The sequence below is a fragment of the Aeromonas tecta genome, from assembly GCF_000820185.1.
GTDB classification, from domain to species: Bacteria; Pseudomonadota; Gammaproteobacteria; order Enterobacterales; family Aeromonadaceae; genus Aeromonas; species Aeromonas tecta.
Window position 1 is genome coordinate 365,531 of the sequence record NZ_CDCA01000028.1, and the last position, 16,797, is coordinate 382,327.

The 16,797-nt window shown below is 62.4% G+C and carries 17 protein-coding genes; 9 read left to right on the forward strand and 8 right to left on the reverse strand.

The window, feature by feature from the left end; all coding sequences use genetic code 11:
* Window positions 1–21 precede the first annotated feature (21 nt).
* Both sfsA and thpR read right to left on the reverse strand, forming a co-directional pair.
* A complete protein-coding gene (gene sfsA, locus BN1137_RS13470; RefSeq protein WP_050719094.1) occupies window positions 22–765 on the reverse strand; it encodes a DNA/RNA nuclease SfsA in 744 nt (247 codons plus the stop codon).
* Window positions 766–844: 79 nt separating this feature from the next.
* Complete coding sequence (thpR, locus tag BN1137_RS13475; RefSeq protein ID WP_050719095.1) at window positions 845–1,396, reverse strand: RNA 2',3'-cyclic phosphodiesterase; 552 nt, start codon at window positions 1,394–1,396, stop codon at window positions 845–847.
* Window positions 1,397–1,551: 155 nt separating this feature from the next.
* Here thpR and hrpB point away from each other — a divergent pair, with 155 nt between their 5' ends.
* The 3 genes from hrpB (at window position 1,552) to gloA2 (ending at window position 6,874) form a co-directional block, all read left to right on the forward strand.
* Window positions 1,552–4,005: an ATP-dependent helicase HrpB gene (gene hrpB, locus BN1137_RS13480; RefSeq protein WP_050719096.1), complete on the forward strand. Its 2,454-nt coding sequence runs from the start codon at window positions 1,552–1,554 to the stop codon at window positions 4,003–4,005.
* Window positions 4,006–4,110: 105 nt separating this feature from the next.
* Entirely contained in the window at window positions 4,111–6,432 is a 2,322-nt protein-coding gene (gene mrcB / locus BN1137_RS13485; RefSeq protein ID WP_050719097.1) for a penicillin-binding protein 1B, read from the forward strand.
* Window positions 6,433–6,472: 40 nt separating this feature from the next.
* Entirely contained in the window at window positions 6,473–6,874 is a 402-nt protein-coding gene (gene gloA2 / locus BN1137_RS13490) for an SMU1112c/YaeR family gloxylase I-like metalloprotein (protein ID WP_050719098.1), read from the forward strand.
* Between the two features lie 89 nt (window positions 6,875–6,963).
* Here gloA2 and BN1137_RS13495 read toward each other — a convergent pair whose 3' ends face one another.
* Both BN1137_RS13495 and BN1137_RS13500 read right to left on the reverse strand, forming a co-directional pair.
* Window positions 6,964–7,284 carry an SMR family transporter gene (locus BN1137_RS13495; protein ID WP_050719099.1) on the reverse strand — a complete coding sequence of 107 codons (321 nt, stop codon included), beginning with the start codon at window positions 7,282–7,284 and terminating at the stop codon, window positions 6,964–6,966.
* Window positions 7,272–7,664 (reverse strand): SMR family transporter, encoded by a 393-nt coding sequence (locus tag BN1137_RS13500; RefSeq protein ID WP_050719100.1) that lies wholly within the window; start codon window positions 7,662–7,664, stop codon window positions 7,272–7,274. Before BN1137_RS13500 ends, BN1137_RS13495 begins: the two co-directional genes overlap by 13 nt.
* Window positions 7,665–7,821: 157 nt before the next feature.
* On the opposite strand from BN1137_RS13500, the gene BN1137_RS13505 reads away from it, so the two are divergent.
* Window positions 7,822–8,703, forward strand: a complete 882-nt coding sequence (locus tag BN1137_RS13505) for a LysR family transcriptional regulator (RefSeq protein ID WP_050719101.1) — start codon at window positions 7,822–7,824, stop codon at window positions 8,701–8,703.
* A gap of 66 nt (window positions 8,704–8,769) precedes the next feature.
* Here BN1137_RS13505 and BN1137_RS13510 read toward each other — a convergent pair whose 3' ends face one another.
* Window positions 8,770–9,285, reverse strand: coding sequence for a DUF2937 family protein (locus tag BN1137_RS13510; protein ID WP_050719102.1), 516 nt, complete (start codon window positions 9,283–9,285; stop codon window positions 8,770–8,772).
* A gap of 207 nt (window positions 9,286–9,492) precedes the next feature.
* On the opposite strand from BN1137_RS13510, the gene BN1137_RS13515 reads away from it, so the two are divergent.
* Both BN1137_RS13515 and BN1137_RS13520 read left to right on the forward strand, forming a co-directional pair.
* The gene (locus BN1137_RS13515) at window positions 9,493–10,176 is read left to right on the forward strand and encodes a phosphatase PAP2 family protein (RefSeq protein ID WP_050719103.1); all 684 of its coding nucleotides are present in this window, start codon (window positions 9,493–9,495) and stop codon (window positions 10,174–10,176) included.
* A 287-nt stretch (window positions 10,177–10,463) separates the two neighbouring features.
* On the forward strand, window positions 10,464–11,366 hold the full coding sequence (locus BN1137_RS13520; RefSeq protein WP_050719104.1) for a sulfite exporter TauE/SafE family protein: 903 nt from the start codon (window positions 10,464–10,466) through the stop codon (window positions 11,364–11,366).
* Here BN1137_RS13520 and BN1137_RS13525 read toward each other — a convergent pair.
* Both BN1137_RS13525 and hemL read right to left on the reverse strand, forming a co-directional pair.
* The gene (locus BN1137_RS13525) at window positions 11,281–12,096 is read right to left on the reverse strand and encodes a hypothetical protein (protein WP_050719126.1); all 816 of its coding nucleotides are present in this window, start codon (window positions 12,094–12,096) and stop codon (window positions 11,281–11,283) included. The genes BN1137_RS13520 and BN1137_RS13525 overlap by 86 nt on opposite strands.
* Window positions 12,097–12,324: 228 nt before the next feature.
* A complete protein-coding gene (gene hemL / locus BN1137_RS13530) occupies window positions 12,325–13,611 on the reverse strand; it encodes a glutamate-1-semialdehyde 2,1-aminomutase (RefSeq protein WP_050719105.1) in 1,287 nt (428 codons plus the stop codon).
* A 221-nt stretch (window positions 13,612–13,832) separates the two neighbouring features.
* Here hemL and clcA point away from each other — a divergent pair, with 221 nt between their 5' ends.
* From clcA to erpA, 3 genes are all read left to right on the forward strand, one after another.
* Window positions 13,833–15,227 (forward strand): H(+)/Cl(-) exchange transporter ClcA, encoded by a 1,395-nt coding sequence (gene clcA, locus BN1137_RS13535; RefSeq protein WP_050719106.1) that lies wholly within the window; start codon window positions 13,833–13,835, stop codon window positions 15,225–15,227.
* Window positions 15,228–15,313: 86 nt separating this feature from the next.
* Complete coding sequence (locus BN1137_RS13540; protein ID WP_050719107.1) at window positions 15,314–16,006, forward strand: DUF6776 family protein; 693 nt, start codon at window positions 15,314–15,316, stop codon at window positions 16,004–16,006.
* A gap of 90 nt (window positions 16,007–16,096) precedes the next feature.
* Window positions 16,097–16,447, forward strand: a complete 351-nt coding sequence (erpA, locus tag BN1137_RS13545) for an iron-sulfur cluster insertion protein ErpA (protein WP_050719108.1) — start codon at window positions 16,097–16,099, stop codon at window positions 16,445–16,447.
* Between the two features lie 81 nt (window positions 16,448–16,528).
* Here erpA and BN1137_RS22885 read toward each other — a convergent pair.
* A partial coding sequence (locus tag BN1137_RS22885; protein ID WP_232306942.1) for a hypothetical protein occupies window positions 16,529–16,797 on the reverse strand: 269 nt, incomplete at its 5' end.

A 16,797-nucleotide genomic window follows, 5' to 3' on the forward strand; every position in this document is an offset into this window, starting at 1 on the left:
TAATGTTACCCATCCCAGCATTTATTCGCTGCCCTCGGGTTGCAGGTGGTCAGATTCAAACGGAATAAAGCTTTGAGCCACCATGCTCTGGACCCCAACATGGGGGCGATAGCATAAAATTTCAACCCCTGCCGCCATGGCTTGATCAATAAGCTGACTATAGTGCGGATCTATATGGGCTGCCGGACGCATCCGCGCGATCCCCGAGTGCAACACCATGAATAACAACACAGCTCTGTGGCCTGCCGCCTTCATGGCCATTAATTCACGCAAGTGCTTGGCGCCGCGGGTGGTGACCGCATCGGGGAAGTAACCCATGCCAGGCTGTTCCCGCTCGTCGAGAAGGGTCACGGACTTGACCTCGATGTAGCAGCTCGGCTTGTCATCATCTTCCAGCAGCAGATCGATGCGGCTGTTCTCTTCGCCATATTTCACCTCGGTACGCAGCCTGGCGTACCCCGTCAGCGGGGCAAGCTGCCCTTGCTCGATCAGCTCTTTGGCAATCTGGTTGGCCCGCGCGGTGTTGACGCAGATGAAGTGGCCCGCCGGGCTTTCGGCGATCTCCCAGCTGTGGGCCAGCTTGCGCTTGGGGTTGTTTGAGGTGGAATACCAGACCCGGGTGCCCGGCTCGGCGCAGCCGGTCATGGCACCGGTGTTGGCGCAGTGGATGGTGATGGTCTCGCCACTGTCGAGCTGCACGTCGGTCAGGAAGCGTTTATAGCGGGAGACCAGCAGGCCGGATTGCAAAGGGGGATCGAAGATCATGGGGCTCTGTTCTCTATGGTGTCTTGGTGTGGCGGGTGGCCAATCCGTGGGCCGGATAGCGCAGGGGAAGCGATATGCATCAGACCGGCTGCTCGCTCGGTGCTGCTTCGGCGGCCTTGCTGCGGGCCCGCAGGGGCCAGCAGGCAAGCGGCTCGTATTGAACCCCCACCGGGGTGCTGACGGACTGATAGAGGCAGAAGCTATCGGCCTGCAGCACCAGATCCGGCGCCGGCAGCTCGGCGGGGGCTTCGCTCGCCTTGCGCGACAGGGTGACGTGGGGACGATAGCCCTGCTCGCCATTGCCAAGTCCCAGTTTCTCACCGTGGCGGCGCAGGGCCTTGGCCAGCACATTCAACTCGTTCGGCCACTCGCGCGGCCCCACCCAGGCGGCCTTGGCACGGTTGAACCAACCGGTCTGATCCAGCCGGATGCTCAGTGGCGGGCAGTGTTGACGCTCGGCGGCGGCCATCAGCCGGGCCAGGGTGACCTCGTCGGCATCGCCGAGAAAGGCCAGGGTCAGGTGCAGATTGGCCGCCGGCACCGGCAGACCGGGCCAGGGGCGCTGTTCACGCCACTCGGTCAGGGTGGGGGCGAGCTCGTGCAGGGGCAGGGCGAAGAAGAGTCTTGGCATGCGGGTAATCTGGCCTCGTTGCGCGCAGGGATTGCCCCCATTCTATGGCAGCCAGCCGGCTCCTGTCTCGCCGGCGCGATCCACTCACGGTGGCAGCAGATGCTATGGCAGAATAGACGCCGCTTTTAAGGTCACCACAGAAGGTTCTCGCCGCTTTGTCCCAACTCCCCATCGTTTCGGTGCTGCCCGAGCTGTTTGATGCCATCGACACTCATGCCAGCGTGATCCTGCAGGCGCCCCCCGGCGCGGGCAAGTCGACCCTGCTGCCGCTGGAGCTGGTGCGCCAGCACCGGTTGCACGGTCGCATCATCATGCTGGAGCCACGCCGGCTGGCGGCGCGCAACATCGCCAGCTTCCTGGCCCGCCAGCTGGGGGAGAAGGTGGGAGATCGCATCGGGCTGCGGGTGCGCGGCGAGAGTAGGGTCAGTGCCAAGACCCGGCTCGAGATCGTCACCGAAGGGGTGCTGACCCGGATGCTGCAGCAAGACCCCGAGCTCGCGGGCGTCTCGCTGGTGATCTTCGATGAGTTCCACGAGCGCAGCCTGCATGCCGACACTGCTCTGGCCTTCGCCATTGAGAGTCAACAGGGGCTGCGAGACGATCTCAAGCTGCTGATCATGTCCGCCACCCTGGATGGCATGGCGCTGGAGAGCCTTCTGCCGGATGCGCCGGTCATCCGTTCCGAGGGGCGCGGCTTTCCCATCGACTACCACTATCGCCCCGCCAATCGCCAGCAGTGGCTGGAGCCACAGGTGGGCGCCGTGGTGTTGGAGGCGCTGGCCAGTCACGCCGGCAGTGCCCTGGTATTCCTGCCGGGGCAGGGGGAGATAGAGCGGCTGGCGCAATGGTTGGAGGGGCGGTTGCCGGACGATGTGCGCCTCGCCCCGCTCTATGGCCGCCTCGACATGGCGGCCCAGCAGGCCGCCATCGAGCCAGCGCCGGCGGGCAGCCGCAAGTTGGTGCTCACCACCAATGTGGCGGAAACCTCCCTCACCATCGAAGGGGTCTCGGTCGTCATCGACAGCGGGCTGGAGCGGCGCGCCTCCTTCGATCTGAAAAGTGGGGTCACCCGGCTGGAGACCCGCCAGATTGCCAGAGCCTCCGCCACCCAGCGGGCCGGCCGCGCCGGCCGTCTCGGCCCTGGCGTCTGCTACCGGCTGTGGAGCAGCGAGGTGCAGGATCGCCTCGCCGAGCAGAGCCCGCCCGATATCCTGACCCAGGAGCTGACCGGTCTGCTGCTGGATGCCGCCCAGTGGGGCGCCAGGGTGGAGAGCCTGCCCTTGTTGGACTCGCCCCCTGCCGCCGCCGTGGCCAGCGCCCAGCGCTTGTTGGTGGCGCTCGGCGCCATGCAGCCTGAAGCGGATCAACAACTTACCCCTCAGGGGCGGGCCATGGCGGCCTTCGGTACCCACCCCCGGCTGGCGCGGCTGTTGCTGCGCGCCCGGGCGCTGGAGACAGAGGGTCTGACAGGGATTGTCGCCGATGCCGCTTATCTGGTGGCGCTGCTGGAAGAAGATCTGCGAGGATCGGAGCGCCTGTCTGTGCTGTTCCATCGCCGCCTGGGGGCCCTGCGCCAGGGCGCCGCCCGCTGGTTTGAGCGGCTCGGCGTGCGCCCCGGGCAGGCTCAGGGCCAATGGTTGGGGCTGCTCTGCGCCCTCGCCTGGCCGGACAGGATCGGCAAGTTGCGCAGTGCCAGCCGTTATCAGCTCAGTGGTGGGGTGAGCTGCGATCTGGTAGAAGGTCACCCCTGTCAGGGACAAGCGGCGATCGTCGCCGTGGAGATGGGCCAGAATGAGCGCGGCAGCCGCATCTTCATCGCCGAGCCGGTGGAGTTGGACGAGCTGGTACGTTTGCTGCCCGAGCTGGTGAGCGAACGGCAGTGGTTTGACTGGGACGAGCGCGAAGAGCGGGTGCGCGCCGAGCGCCAGCAGGTGCTCGGCGAACTGGTACTGAGCCAGCGTCCGCTGACCGAGTTGTCGGACGAGCAGAAGGGGCGCTGCCTGCTGCAAGGCATTCGCCGCAAGGGGCTACACGTGCTGTCCTGGGATGAGAGCAGCGAAGGATTGCTTGCCCGGCTGCGCTGCGCCGCCGACTGGTTGCCGGACGAGGGGTGGCCTGCCATGGACGAGGAGAGCCTGCTGGCTCGGCTGGAAGAGTGGCTGTTGCCCGCGGTGGCGGGCATGACCCGACTGGAGCAGCTCAAGCGGCTCAAGCTGTCTGATATACTGCGCCAGTCCTTGCCCTGGCCACTGCCCAAGCGGCTGGACGAGGCGCTGCCGAGCCACTTTACCGCCCCCACCGGCAGCCGGGTGCGCATTCGCTATCAGCCGGGTCAGGCGCCGGTGATCCCGGTGCGCATCCAGGAGATGTTCGGCCAGGCCAGTACCCCCTGCGTGGCCGATGGCCGGGTGGCGCTGGTGGTGGAGCTGCTCTCCCCGGCCCAGCGGCCGCTGCAGATCACCGCGGATCTCGCCGCCTTCTGGGCCGGCTCCTACGCGCTGGTGAAAAAAGAGATGAAGGGGCGCTATCCCCGCCACTATTGGCCGGACAACCCGCTGGAGGCGATGCCGACCAAGGTCACCAAGAAGCGGATGGGATTGCAGGAATAACGGGTATTGAGTGCCCGGCCGTTGGTTCGATAAGCCGCGCAGCGGCGTACTCGGACGAGCGCGAACACGACATTACAAAGTAGAAAGGAAAGGCAAAGAGGATTTATGGCAACGCAACAACGCAAGCGTACCCCCAAGAAGGCGGCGCCCAAAGGCACCCTTTGGCGCAAGCTGTTCTGGCTTGGCTTCAAGCTGTCCCTGGTGGTGGGGGCCTTCATGGTGGTATTTGGCATCTACCTCGATACCAAGGTACGCGAGCGCTTCGACGGCGAGAAGTGGCAGTTGCCGGTGATGGTCTATAGCCGTCCGCTGGAGCTCTACCCCAGCCAGCGCCTCTCCCAGGCCCAGATGATGCGCGAGCTCAACATGTTGAGCTACAAGCAGGTTCGCCAGCCGCACACCCCGGGGGAATATGCGGTCAACGGCAACAAGATCGAGCTGATCCGCCGTCCGTTTGCCTTCTCGGACGGTGCCGACGGGGCCCGTGGTTTGCGGCTGACCTTCAACGGCGCACGGCTGGAGGGGATCCAGTCCCTGGAGAACCAGCGCCAGCTCGGTTACGCCCAGATGGACCCGGTGTTGCTCGACCGACTCAACACCGAGGATCGGGAGGATCGCCTGCTGGTGCGCATCGCCGAGGTGCCGGACAGCCTGCTGATCACCCTGCTCACCACCGAGGATAGAGACTTCTACCAGCACGGCGGCGTCTCGCCGGTGGCCATCATGCGAGCCATGGTTGCCAACGTGCTGGCCGGTCGCACCGTGCAGGGCGGCAGTACCCTCACCCAGCAGCTGGCCAAGAACTTCTTCCTGACCCGCGAGCGCAGCCTGTGGCGCAAGGCCCAGGAAGCCTACATGGCGGTGCTGATCGATTATCGCTACAGCAAGGACGAGATCCTGGAGGCCTACCTCAACGAGGTCTATCTGGGGCAGAACTTCTCGCAAGGGGTCTATGGCTTCGGGCTCGCCTCTTACTTCTACTTCGGCATCCCGGTCAACGAGCTGGACATCGATCAGGTGGCCCTGCTGGTGGGCATGGTGAAGGGCCCCTCCTATTACGATCCCTGGCGCTTCCCGGATCGGGCCAAGGCACGCCGGGATCTGGTACTCAAGCTGTTGATGGATCACGGCAGCCTGCAACCGGCCGAGTATGAGCTGGCCAGCAAGCAGCCCCTTGGCATCATCACCCGTGGTCAGATGAGCTATGGCCGCACCCCGGCCTTCATGGGCCTGCTCAAGCGCGAGATCCAGAGCCGCTTCGGCCCGGATCTGCTCAAGCAGTCCGGCCTCAAGATCTTCACCAGCCTGGATCCCATCGCCCAGCATGCCGCCGAGCAGGCGGTGCAGTCGGGTCTGGCCACCATCGAGAAGCAGCGTGGCAAAAAGAAGCTGGAGGCGGCCATGGTGGTCTCCGACTGGCACAAGGGGGAAGTGGTCGCCATGGTGGGTGGCCGGGATCCGCGCTACGCCGGCTTCAACCGCGCGCTGGATGCCCGCCGTCAGATAGGCTCCCTGGTCAAGCCGGCGGTCTATCTCACCGGTCTCTCCAACGGCCTGACTTTGGGCACGCCACTCAAGGATCAACCTATTCGCATTCGCGGCCAGGATGGCCAAGTCTGGACGCCCCAGAACTACGATCGCAAGTTCCGCCAGAGTGTGCCGCTGATGGAGGCGCTGGCCAGCTCCCTCAACGTGCCGACCGTCAACCTCGGTCTGCAGGTGGGGCTGGACAAGGTGGTCGACACCCTGCACAAGCTGGGGGTGGAGCAGGAGATCCAACCCTATCCGTCGCTGGTGCTGGGGGCGGTGGCGCTGTCACCGATGGAGGTGAACCAGATGTATCTGCCCATCGCCAACCAGGGGCTGACCCAGCCGCTGTCGGCCATCCGTGCGGTGATCAACAGCGATGGCAGCCTGCTCTATCAGCACGATCAGGCCGCCAAGCGAGTGGCGGATCCCCAGGCCAGCTGGCTGACCCTGTTCGCCATGTCCAAGACGGTGAGTCAGGGCACGGCCCGCGCCCTGAGCGCCAAGTTCCCCGGGGCCACCATGGCCGCCAAGACAGGGACCACCAACGAGTTGCGTGACTCCTGGTTTACCGGGCTCGACAACAACGAACTGGTGAGCATCTGGGTGGGCCGCGACGACAACACCCCGGCCGGGCTGACCGGTGCCAGCGGCGCTCTGCAGCTGTTCAGTGGCTACATGAGCCAGCGCGGAGTCAACAGCCTGGCGCTGAACATGCCGGAAGGGGTGAGCTGGGCCAACTTCTCCCGTACCAGCGGCGTCCGAGTTGCCAGCGATTGCCCCGGCAGCATGCAGGTGCCGGCCAAGCTGGCCGGGTTGGGCGAGCCCATGAGCTGCGCCAGTCCTGTCGCCAACCCGGCCAACGCGCTGGATAACTGGTTCAGCGGTTTCTTCAACTAACGAGACGGGCGGCCTGGCCGCCCGTTGTTATGGAGTGGATATGACGGTTCCCCTCTTTGATGGCATCCACCATGTGGCCATCATCGCCAGCGACTATGCGCGCTCGCGCCACTTCTATCATCAGGTGCTGGGGCTGCCCATCATCAATGAGACCCTGCGCGAGGCGCGCCAATCCTGGAAACTGGATCTGGCACTGCCTGATGGCAGCCAGCTGGAGTTGTTCAGCTTCCCGACGCCCCCGGCGCGGCCCTCAAGGCCGGAGGCCTGCGGCCTGCGCCACCTGGCATTTCGGGTGGGAGATCTGGATAAGGTCATCGCTCACCTGCAACAGCACGGGATCGAGGTGGAGGCAGTCAGGGTGGACGAGCTGACCGGTCGGCGCTTTACCTTCTTCGCCGATCCGGATGACCTGCCATTGGAGCTGTATGAGGTAGAGAGTTAGTCTGTTTTGTGATGTTTTACTTGTCTCTTTGACTGATAAAAAGCCGCCCGGCAAACCGGGCGGCTTTTTTCATGCCATTTCTGAGTGGATCATGCGGTGGTCAGCAGCGCCACGGCCAGCGCCATCACCAGAATGCCAGCCCAGCCGATGGGTTTGAGCCGCTCGCCAAACAGCAGCAGGCCGCCGAGTGCGGTACCGAGGATGCCGATGGCGCCCCAGGTGGCATAGGCGATGGCGAGATCTATCTTGCCGGTGCTCACCGCCTCGGAGAGCAGGGTGAAGGCGCACAGCACCAGCAGGATGCCGAGAAAGCCCCAGCCCTTGTAGCGAAAGCCGACCGAGCGGTTGATGGCCATGTTGGCGCCTATGTCCAGCAAGGCCGCGCCCAGTACGATGATCAATGGGTGCATACGGCCTCCTGCTGCTTGCTGGGCGGTGCGACCTCGTCATGGGTCTCGCCCATCGTCACCATAACAATGCCCACTATTGCCAGCGCCAGGCCGATCAGCTCCTGAGTGCTGATGTCGTAATCCAGAAACAGCATGGAGACGAGGGTGATGAGCCCTATCCCCAGCCCCTCCCACAAGGCGAACGCAATACCAATGGAAATTGTTTTGGCGGCTTTGGCCAACATCAGATAGGAGAGGGCGATCAGTATCCACATGGGCAGATAGTTGAGCCAGCTCGCCTCGTTGTCGGGAATGAAGGCCATGGAGGAGGTACCGACGACCTCGGTCAGAATGGCACCGGTCAGAAAAATCCGGGCCAAAAGCATGCGACTGAATAACATATAACGATCCTTTTGTTGCTGCGACCAGGGAATGATAGCCGTGGCAAATTGAGGCGTTGGTGTCGCTGAGCATCGATTAATCAGACGCCAAGGGTTTGCCTCACGCCCAGCGGGCAAGCTAAGGTAGAGATCGGATACTCCGCAGTCAGCCGCCGTTATGAAGCTTAATCAGATACAACTCTTTGTAGAATCAGCAGACAGTGGCTCTATCGCCAATGCAGCCAGGCGGCTTGGCAAGAGTCGCAGCGCGGTCAGCACGGCGATCGCCGCGCTGGAAGTCGAGCTTGGCGTCGACCTTTTTGAACGAGGGGCAAACCGGAGCCGGCTGACCGAGATAGGTGAACAGGTGCTGGACGACTGCAAGCGACTGTTGCAGGCGGCCAACAGCCTGCAACTCAAGTGCGAGCACCATGCCTCGGGGGCCGAGGTGGCGCTGCGGGTGGCGCGGGACGACGCCATCCCGGAATCGGTCTGGCGCGACATGCTGGGTACTCTGCGCCGTCAGTTCCCCGGCACCAGTATCTCGCTGGTGCTGGCGTCGCCCCCGGAGTTGCCCGCCCTGGTCGAAGAGGGCTTTGTGGACGCCGCCTTCGGCCTCATCACCGAGGAGCAGGAGCGCAGTGGTCTCAATATCGATGTGCTCAACCCGATCCGCACCCTGATGGTGGTGGCGCCGAGTCACCCGCTGGCGAGCCTGAAACGGGTGCTGCAGCAGGATTTGACCGGTCACACCCAGGTCACCCTCTCCTACGTTGACGAGTTCTCCCTCAAGAGCCTGTTGCCCATCGGCGGGCAGCACATCGGCCTGTCCAGCTTCGAGTTGATGCGCGATGCGGTGCTCGATGGGCTCGGCTGGGCTGTACTGCCGTCACCGCTGATCCAGAGCCAACTGCGCCAGGGGGAGCTGTTGACCCTGAAGCACAAGTTCAGCCTGCAATGGCGCGATTACGGGGTCTATCTGTCGGAGAATGCTCACCACGGCAAGGTACTCGCCTGGTTGAAGAAGGCGATTCAGGCCTATCTCGAACCCTTCGAATAGGGAGATCAGACCCGTTAAAAAGGGGCCATCAGGCCCCTTTTTGGTGTCAGATTGAGGGCTCCCGGCTCAGCGCAGGCTGCGACGAGGCGCGGGTTGGCGGGCACGGAAGGGCAGCAGTAGAAGTGTGAGTAGCAGATCGCCCGCCAGGGACGCGAGCAGACCCACCGTCATGCCGCAGAAGATGGCGGCCTGCTTGAGGGGCACCACGTAGCTGTAGTTTTGCAGGGTGTCCTGCCAGAGCTGGGGATCCGCTTGCCACAGCAGATGGGACAGCTGCTGATACCAGGGCTTGCCCTGGAAGGCGTTCTCCTGCTGCAGGCGCTGCTGCTGACTCACCAGATGCAGCAGGCTGGTGGCATCCTGGGCAAAGACAGGATCCGGGTTGGTGCGGTAATGGTTGACCAGGGCATCGAGATCGCCGCCGAAGTGCTGATCCGCGGTGCGCTGGAAGGGGGCCAGACTGAGGCTGGCCTGCTGCAGGCGCGCATCCAGTCGCTGGTAATAGAGATCGACCAAGCCCGGTATCTGCACCCCCGCCAACAACCCGAGTGCAAACAGCATCATGCGAAGGTAACTGCGCATAGTCATCATCCTGATTGAAGAGAGTGGCCATACTAGCCGCAAGTCGGGGATGCGCCAAGGCGGCAGCACTGTACCGAGTTCTATGTCGGGCAAGACCGCCCGTACAAGATTCGGCAGAATGTGTTTCCTGTATGAAACTTTACATTTTTGTGATTCAACTCACGAATTTTCTGTTTTAACATGAGCCTTTTTGAGGGGAGGCTCGGCATGAGCAAATTGCTACCTTTCTATCTGGTCGGGGGCCTGCTCGCCATCAGCTGGGCCGTCTTGCCGGGTCATGGTCCCTGGGATCGATGGGATCTTGTCATCTTCCAGCTGGTCAACGGCTGGCTGGCCGAATCCCCATGCTGGGCCAACCTGGTCGCCATCACCAATAACCGGCTGTTCGATCTGGCCACGCTGGCTTGCATGGGCGCGATCCTGGCAATCTGCTTCTTCGGGGCGGATGAGCAGGATCGCCGCCGCCTGGTGGCGATGGGCCTGGTCATGTTGCTGGGGGCCTTGGTTATCAACCAGTTTGGCCACCTGCTGCCGGTCAGCCGCCCCAGCCCCACCCTGATGGTGGAGGGGGCACTGCGGCTTACCGAGCTCAGTAGCATCCCGACCAAGGACTCCGCCGGCGACAGTTTCCCCGGCGATCATGCCCTGTTTCTGATGATCTTCGCCGGTTTCGCCCTGCGCTATCTGCCGCGCTGGGCGGCGGTTAGTGCCGTGCTGATGGTGCCCCTGTTCTCGGCCCCCCGCATTCTCGCTGGTGCCCACTGGCTGACGGATGTCTACGTCGGCGCGCTCTGCCTCGCCCTGCTCTGCCTGCCGTTGTTGTTGCTGACACCGCTGTCGGATCGCCTGATCGAGCGCTTCGCACTCAGGTTGCCGCGCTGGTTGCGCTGATGGCCGCGTCCCTTGCGGCTGAGCGCCGCGCAATAAAAAAGAAGGCCGGTATAAACCGCCTTCTTTTGGTTATGCACCATCGGCGACTGTTGGTCGTCGCGAAAGGACCATCACTACGACCGATGAACCCGGGCTCGCGCCCTCATCAATGAGTATGGTCAGCGTCGTTCGAGTTCGCACTCTCACCATCATGCGGTGCGAACCGTTTTTGTTGGAAAATACCTGTCCTGGCTCAAGCCTTTTGCGCGGCTCTCCTTTAGAATCGCCGCCCTTGCTGGAGAACCCCAATGTTAATCAATCTGCTACGCCTGCTGTTCATCGGCTGCGCCCTGGTCTTTATCTTCATGTTGATCCACGCCTGGTATCATAAACGGCGCAAGGGCGAGCTGGAGCCCACCCCGTTCTGGCCGGTGGCGGGCATAGGTTTTGTGGCCAACTTTCTCGATACCCTGGGGGTCGGCAGCTTCGCGGTGAAGACCGCCTGCTACAAGCAGTTCAAGCTGATCGATGATCGCCTGCTGCCCGGTACCCTCAACGGCCAGTGCGTGCTGCCGACCGTGACCCAGTCCCTCATCTTCATCGGCGCGGTCAAGGTGGATCCGCTCACCCTCATCAGCATGATGGCGGCAGCAGCAGCCGGTGCCGCCTGGGGGGCGAGGCGCGTCGCCGGGTTTGACCGGCAGACCATACGGCTGGTGATGGCGGTCTCCCTGCTGGTGGTGGCCGGGCTCATCTTCGCCGGCCTGTTGGGGCTCTTCCCCCTCGGCGGCGAGGCCATGGGGCTGACCGGCTACAAGCTCGGGATAGCGCTACTCGGCAACTTCATCTTCGGGGTCTTGATGAATGTCGGCATCGGCCTGTTCGCCCCCTGCATGACCCTGGTCTATCTGCTGGGGATGAACCCCATGGCGGCCTTCCCCATCATGATGGGATCCACCGCCGTGCTCAGCGTCTTCTCGGCGGGCACCTTCATTCGCAAGGGGGCCTTCGATGCCAAGGCCGTGCTGGCGGTGGCCATCTTCGGCCCCATCGGGGTGGTGCTGGCCGCGCAGCTGGTGCAGTCCATGAACATGGAGATGCTGAAATGGCTGGTGGCCTTCGTGGTCATCTATACCTCCTGGACCATGTATGCCTCCTGGCGGGCGGGGCGCCGTCAGTCTCAACCTCAGCTGGCGGGCGCCGCAGGCTAGCCTGTACCAGCGCGGCCTCGGCCTTGGCGCCCAGGAAGACATAGAGCCCCAGCGCCAGCAGCAAGCCCACCGCACATCCCATCACCCCCACCGCCGGCCAGAGCAACTCGTTCTGGCCGAGCGACCCCTTGAACAGCAGCAACAACCCCTCGATGGAGACCGCGATCAGGATGGCGGCGATGAAGCGGGTGATGGTGCGGCGAATGGCGCTGTGGCGAAAGATGTCCTTATGCAGCAACACCTCCTCTTCCAATATGGTCTTGCCGAGATCGAACACCGCCAGCGCCAGGGTCAGGAAGATGATGGCGCTGAAGGCGCCGAGCCGGTTCTGCTGGGTGCCGCACAGCAGGAGGTAGAGCTGCTCCAGCCCGTGCCAGATCAGGGTCGCGACGATGAGAAACAGCGCAAAGCTAAGCACCACGTAAACGGCCCTGAACCAGGGGATGGCGCGGCGCCGCTCCCTGTCCCCCATCAACCAGGCAATCAGCTGATGCAGGTTGATGCCGAGTTCACGGCCATGGCCCTGCACCACCAGTTTCAGCTGTGCCTGCGGGGCGGGGATGGGGGCCAGTATGGTCGGCGCTGCCTGGCTCAGACCTATGGTCTGCACGAAGGGATAATCCTTGAGGGATTCCTGAGGCAGGGTGAGCAGCCCCAGCAGCAGGGGGGTCAGCTCGGTCTCGTATTCCTGATAGCGCCGCAGCACATCGATGGGGCTCATCTCTGCCATACACACCTCGGTCAAGTGGGCTCCTGCCTGAGCTAGTGCAAATAGTGGGCCCGCTTTATGACAATCAGGGGAGTGCTTGCTGCACCAAGGGATGGCAAAACCAGCGGGAAGGGGAGAAGTGCGCACCAGCATGGGGCGTGAGGGCAGGGTTCTGTGCTCGTCTGGAGCAGGGCTAAAGCATAAAAACGAAAAGGGCCCTGCGAGGGCCCTTCTTTATATGGACTGGGATTAACCCGCCAGCTTGGCGAAGCTGCGATCGGCGGCGGCCAGGGTGTGCGCTATCTCCTTGTCGCCGTGGGCCAGGGACAGGAAGCCTGCCTCGTAGGCACTCGGCGCCAGGTAGACGCCTTCTTCCAGCATGAGGTGGTAGAAGCGCTTGAAGCGTTCCATGTCGCAGCGAGTCACCTGTTCATAGCGGGTGATCTCGGCTTCATCGGTGAAGAAGAAGCCGAACATGCCGCCCACATGGGTGATGGCGAGCGGGATACCGTGCTTGGCGGCCGCTGCCTTCAGTCCTTCCGCCACCTGGGTGGTCTTGGCGCTCAGCTGTTCATACAGGCCAGGCTCTTGCAGCAGATCCAGCATGGCGAGGCCGGCGGCCATGGCCACCGGGTTGCCAGACAGGGTGCCCGCCTGATAGACAGGCCCGGTCGGCGCTATGTGTTGCATCACTTTCTTCTTGCCACCGAAGGCGCCCACTGGCATGCCGGCGCCGATGATCTTGCCGAGGGTAGTGAGATCCGGCTCGATATTGTAGTGGCCCTGGGCGCCGCGCAGGGAGACGCGGAAACCTGTCATCACTTCGTCCAGGATCAGCAGGGCACCGGCCTCGTCACAGATGGCGCGCAGTCCTTCCAGGAAACCGGGGACCGGCGGAATACAGTTCATGTTGCCCGCCACTGGTTCGACGATGATGCAGGCGATCTCGCTGCCGTACTGATTGAAGGTGTCGCGCACCGACGCCAGATCGTTGAACACGCAGGTCAGGGTGTGCTTGGCGAAATCCGCCGGCACGCCCGGGCTGTTGGGCTGGCCCAGGGTGAGAGCGCCGGAGCCGGCCTTCACCAGCAGGGAATCGGCGTGGCCGTGGTAGCAGCCTTCGAATTTGACGATCTTGTCGCGGCCGGTGTAGCCACGGGCCAGGCGGATGGCGCTCATGGTGGCCTCTGTGCCGGAGTTGACCATCCGTACCTGCTCCATGGAGGGGACAATCTGGCGCACCTTCTCGGCCATCAGCACCTCGATCTCGGTGGGGGCGCCGAAGCTCAGTCCCTTCTCCACCGCCTGGATGACGGCGGCCTTGATGGCGGGGTGGTTGTGGCCGAGCAACATGGGGCCCCAGGAACCGATGTAGTCCACATAGGCCTGACCATCCACATCATAGAGATAGGCGCCGTCGGCGTGGTCGATGAAGCGGGGCGTGCCACCGACCCCGTTGAAGGCGCGGACCGGGGAGTTGACGCCACCCGGAATGGTCTGGCGGGCCTGTTCAAACAGCTGATCTGATTTTGACATGGATCATCCTTAATGGGATTTTGGTGGTCGTACCGGGGAAGATGGCCGAATGCGGCTCGGCAGCCTGCGGGGGGTGGAGTATGCTTTGCGCTCTCGTTACCCGGGCCTCTGGCCTGCCCCGTGGCACATGAAACGGGCCGACTATAGCAGAAAGGCCCTGTGCTGGGCAGCCGAGCCGAGGCCGGGTGTTTTCAAACCTTGCTAGATGAATATGGTTTCTCATGGTGCAACAATCTACTTCTCCTGCTGAGTCACCGCTCCCGCGCCGCAGACTCGGTCTTCAACGACTTATTCAGCAGGATAAAATGCCACTGCTGGTACTGCTATTGGCGGCCCTGGTGGGTCTCTTGGCCGGTCTGGTGTGCGGGCTGTTTGAATCGGGTGTGCACTGGGTGATGGCGCAGCGCATCAGCCTATTGGCGGATCGACCCTGGTGGCAGCTCGGCCTGCTGGGATTTGGCTTCAGCGCCCTGCTCGGCTTCGTCGGCTATTTCCTCACTCATACCTTCGCCCCCGAGGCGGGCGGCTCCGGCATCCCCGAAATTGAAGGGGCCATGGACGATCTGCGGCCGGTGCGCTGGTGGCGGGTGCTGCCGGTCAAGTTCTTCGGTGGCATCTGTACCCTGAGCTCCGGCATGGTGCTGGGACGGGAGGGGCCCTCGGTGCAGATCGGCGGCAACCTCGGCAAGATGGTGGCGGATATCTTCCGGCTGCCCAAGGAGCATGGTCATGCCCTGCTGGCGGCAGGGGCGGCCGGTGGTCTCGCCGCTGCCTTCAACGCCCCCCTTGCCGGGATCCTGTTCGTGATGGAGGAGATGCGGCCCCAGTTTCGTTACTCCTTCCTCGCCATCAAGGCGGTGGGGATCTCCGCCGTCATGGCGACCCTGATGCTGCAAAACATGAAGGGGCAGGGGCCGGTGATAAGCCTGCCTCATTACGATGCCCCCGCCCTGAAGGCGCTCTGGCTGTTCCTCTTTATGGGCGGTTGTTTCGGCGTGCTGGGATTTGTCTTCAACAAGCTGGTTCTCGCCTGTCAGGACGGTTACCTGGCGCTGCACCAGAACAAGCGTCACCGTTTCGTCGCCATCGGCATGCTGGTGGCGGGCACCTTCGGCGTATTGTCGCTGTTCGCCCCCTCGCTCACCGGTGGTGGTACCGAGCTGATCCCGCACCTGCTGGGCAGCGAGTATGCGATGGCGACCCTGTTCCTCATCTTCTCGGTCAGGTTGATTGCGACCCTGATCTGTTTCTGCTCCGGCGCCCCCGGCGGGGTCTTTGCCCCGACTCTGGCACTCGGTACCCTGTTCGGGGTGGTGTTTGGTCATCTGTTTCATGCGGCCTTTCCCGAGCTTGGCATCGAGCCGGGCGCCTTCGCCATCGCCGGCATGGGGGCGCTGTTCGCCGCGACGGTGCGGGCCCCCATCACCGGCATCGTGTTGGTGACCGAGATGACCGACAACTATCAGCTGATCCTGCCCATGATGATCACCACCATAGGGGCTACCCTGGTGGCGCAATGGTTGGGCGGGCGCCCCATCTATTCCCAGATCCTGGAGCGAACTTTACGGCTTGCTGCGCGTCAAAAGCGGGGAGAGAGCAGCGTGACCGCTGGTTAACTCCTTGTTTGCCCGCATCAATCAGATGATGTCGCGTATAGTGAGGGGAGAGTGGCCGTGGTGCGGCGCAGTCATAAAGAGGCCCTATGTCCCGAATCGTGAAGGTATTGGTCGTGCTGATAGTGGGGGCGATCATCGGTTATTTCGTTGGTAATCGACAGGAGCTGGCCCAGGGCAGCCTGTTGACGGTGCAGCAAGAGACTCTGGAGCGTCAAAGCAAGGCCATTGGTCAGCTCAAGACGGATCTGGGAATTAAAGAGACCTTGCTGGCGACCCAGAAGGCGGCCTTCGAACAATTGCAACTGACGCTCAAGGATCAGGAGGCGCAGGTGCAGGAGCAAAAACGCCAGCTGGCCTTCTTTGAGCGGATCATGAGGCCCACCGGCGAGCAGGTGGGGGTGGTCATCGACAACCTGACCCTGCAGGAGACCAGTGTGCCCGGTCGTTACCACTATCGTCTGGCCCTGACCCAGCCGGCCAAGAAGCGCGAGCTGTTTCGCGGCCAGGTACAGATAAAGGTGGAAGGCAGTCTCGCGGACAAACCCAAGACCCTCAGTGGCCGGGAGTTGGGTATGAAGGTGGGTGAGGGGCGTTATGCCTTGCGCTACTTCCAGTTATTGGAAGGGAACTGGCAATTGCCGGAAGGCTTTATCCCGGATCGGATACGCATCACTATAGCCAAAGAAGGCCGGCAACCCGCTCAGGAGCTACTGATCGAGTGGAGCGAGGTACTCAAACCGCTGGTGGCTCAACCCGCTCCCTTGCCAGCCGTTCAGTAAGAAGCGTGGTGAATACTTGAACTGAATGGTCGGGTATTGGATAATTTCACGGTTTCCATGTTAGTGGACTTAACGGTTGTGAGGTCAGTGATGAGTGCAGTAGCAGAAGCCCCGTTGCCAATCCAGATGACGGATGCGGCGGCGAACAAGGTAAAGACCTTGATTACCGAAGAAGAAAATCCCGAGCTCAAGCTGCGGGTCTATATCACTGGGGGGGGCTGCTCCGGTTTCCAGTACGGTTTCACTTTTGACGAGAAGATCAACGACGGGGATACCGTTGTCGAGAAGAGCGGCGTCACCATGGTGATCGATCCCATGAGTCTGCAGTATCTGGTCGGTGGCAGCGTGGACTACACCGAAGGTCTGGAAGGTTCCCGTTTTATCGTGACCAACCCCAACGCCTCGACTACCTGTGGCTGTGGTTCCAGTTTCTCCATCTGATCTGTCGCGATAGCGAGATTGAAAGGGCCCAATGGGCCCTTTTCTATTACATGTGATCTATCTCTCCTATATAGGTACCCGCTACAGAGAGCTAATCCTGTCAGCATCGGTCAATCCGGTACTATTTTGATCACCTTTGAGTCCCGTCTTGCTGCTAGTTTGTACGAACTGGTTGTTGATTAAACACTTGAACGCTTTTCTCAAAAAAACACATAGTTTTTGCTTGTCAGAAAGAACCAAGCCCCTATAATGCGACCCCATCAGCACGGCGCAGTGCGCGTCTGGTCTGGCTTGCAAAGCAAACCAGTGAGGGTTATAGTTATCGACCCTGCTCTTTAACAATTTGAATC

What these genes read in the sequence shown, in the direction of transcription:
- sfsA (WP_050719094.1), bottom strand. Translation starts at nt 765, where the DNA reads ATGATCTTCGATCCCCCTTTGCAATCCGGCCTGCTGGTCTCCCGCTAT.
- thpR (WP_050719095.1), bottom strand. Translation starts at nt 1,396, where the DNA reads ATGCCAAGACTCTTCTTCGCCCTGCCCCTGCACGAGCTCGCCCCCACC.
- mrcB (WP_050719097.1), top strand. Translation starts at nt 4,111, where the DNA reads ATGGCAACGCAACAACGCAAGCGTACCCCCAAGAAGGCGGCGCCCAAA.
- gloA2 (WP_050719098.1), top strand. Translation starts at nt 6,473, where the DNA reads ATGACGGTTCCCCTCTTTGATGGCATCCACCATGTGGCCATCATCGCC.
- BN1137_RS13495 (WP_050719099.1), bottom strand. Translation starts at nt 7,284, where the DNA reads ATGCACCCATTGATCATCGTACTGGGCGCGGCCTTGCTGGACATAGGC.
- BN1137_RS13500 (WP_050719100.1), bottom strand. Translation starts at nt 7,664, where the DNA reads ATGTTATTCAGTCGCATGCTTTTGGCCCGGATTTTTCTGACCGGTGCC.
- BN1137_RS13505 (WP_050719101.1), top strand. Translation starts at nt 7,822, where the DNA reads ATGAAGCTTAATCAGATACAACTCTTTGTAGAATCAGCAGACAGTGGC.
- BN1137_RS13510 (WP_050719102.1), bottom strand. Translation starts at nt 9,285, where the DNA reads ATGCGCAGTTACCTTCGCATGATGCTGTTTGCACTCGGGTTGTTGGCG.
- BN1137_RS13515 (WP_050719103.1), top strand. Translation starts at nt 9,493, where the DNA reads ATGAGCAAATTGCTACCTTTCTATCTGGTCGGGGGCCTGCTCGCCATC.
- BN1137_RS13520 (WP_050719104.1), top strand. Translation starts at nt 10,464, where the DNA reads ATGTTAATCAATCTGCTACGCCTGCTGTTCATCGGCTGCGCCCTGGTC.
- BN1137_RS13525 (WP_050719126.1), bottom strand. Translation starts at nt 12,096, where the DNA reads ATGGCAGAGATGAGCCCCATCGATGTGCTGCGGCGCTATCAGGAATAC.
- hemL (WP_050719105.1), bottom strand. Translation starts at nt 13,611, where the DNA reads ATGTCAAAATCAGATCAGCTGTTTGAACAGGCCCGCCAGACCATTCCG.
- clcA (WP_050719106.1), top strand. Translation starts at nt 13,833, where the DNA reads ATGGTGCAACAATCTACTTCTCCTGCTGAGTCACCGCTCCCGCGCCGC.
- BN1137_RS13540 (WP_050719107.1), top strand. Translation starts at nt 15,314, where the DNA reads ATGTCCCGAATCGTGAAGGTATTGGTCGTGCTGATAGTGGGGGCGATC.
- erpA (WP_050719108.1), top strand. Translation starts at nt 16,097, where the DNA reads ATGAGTGCAGTAGCAGAAGCCCCGTTGCCAATCCAGATGACGGATGCG.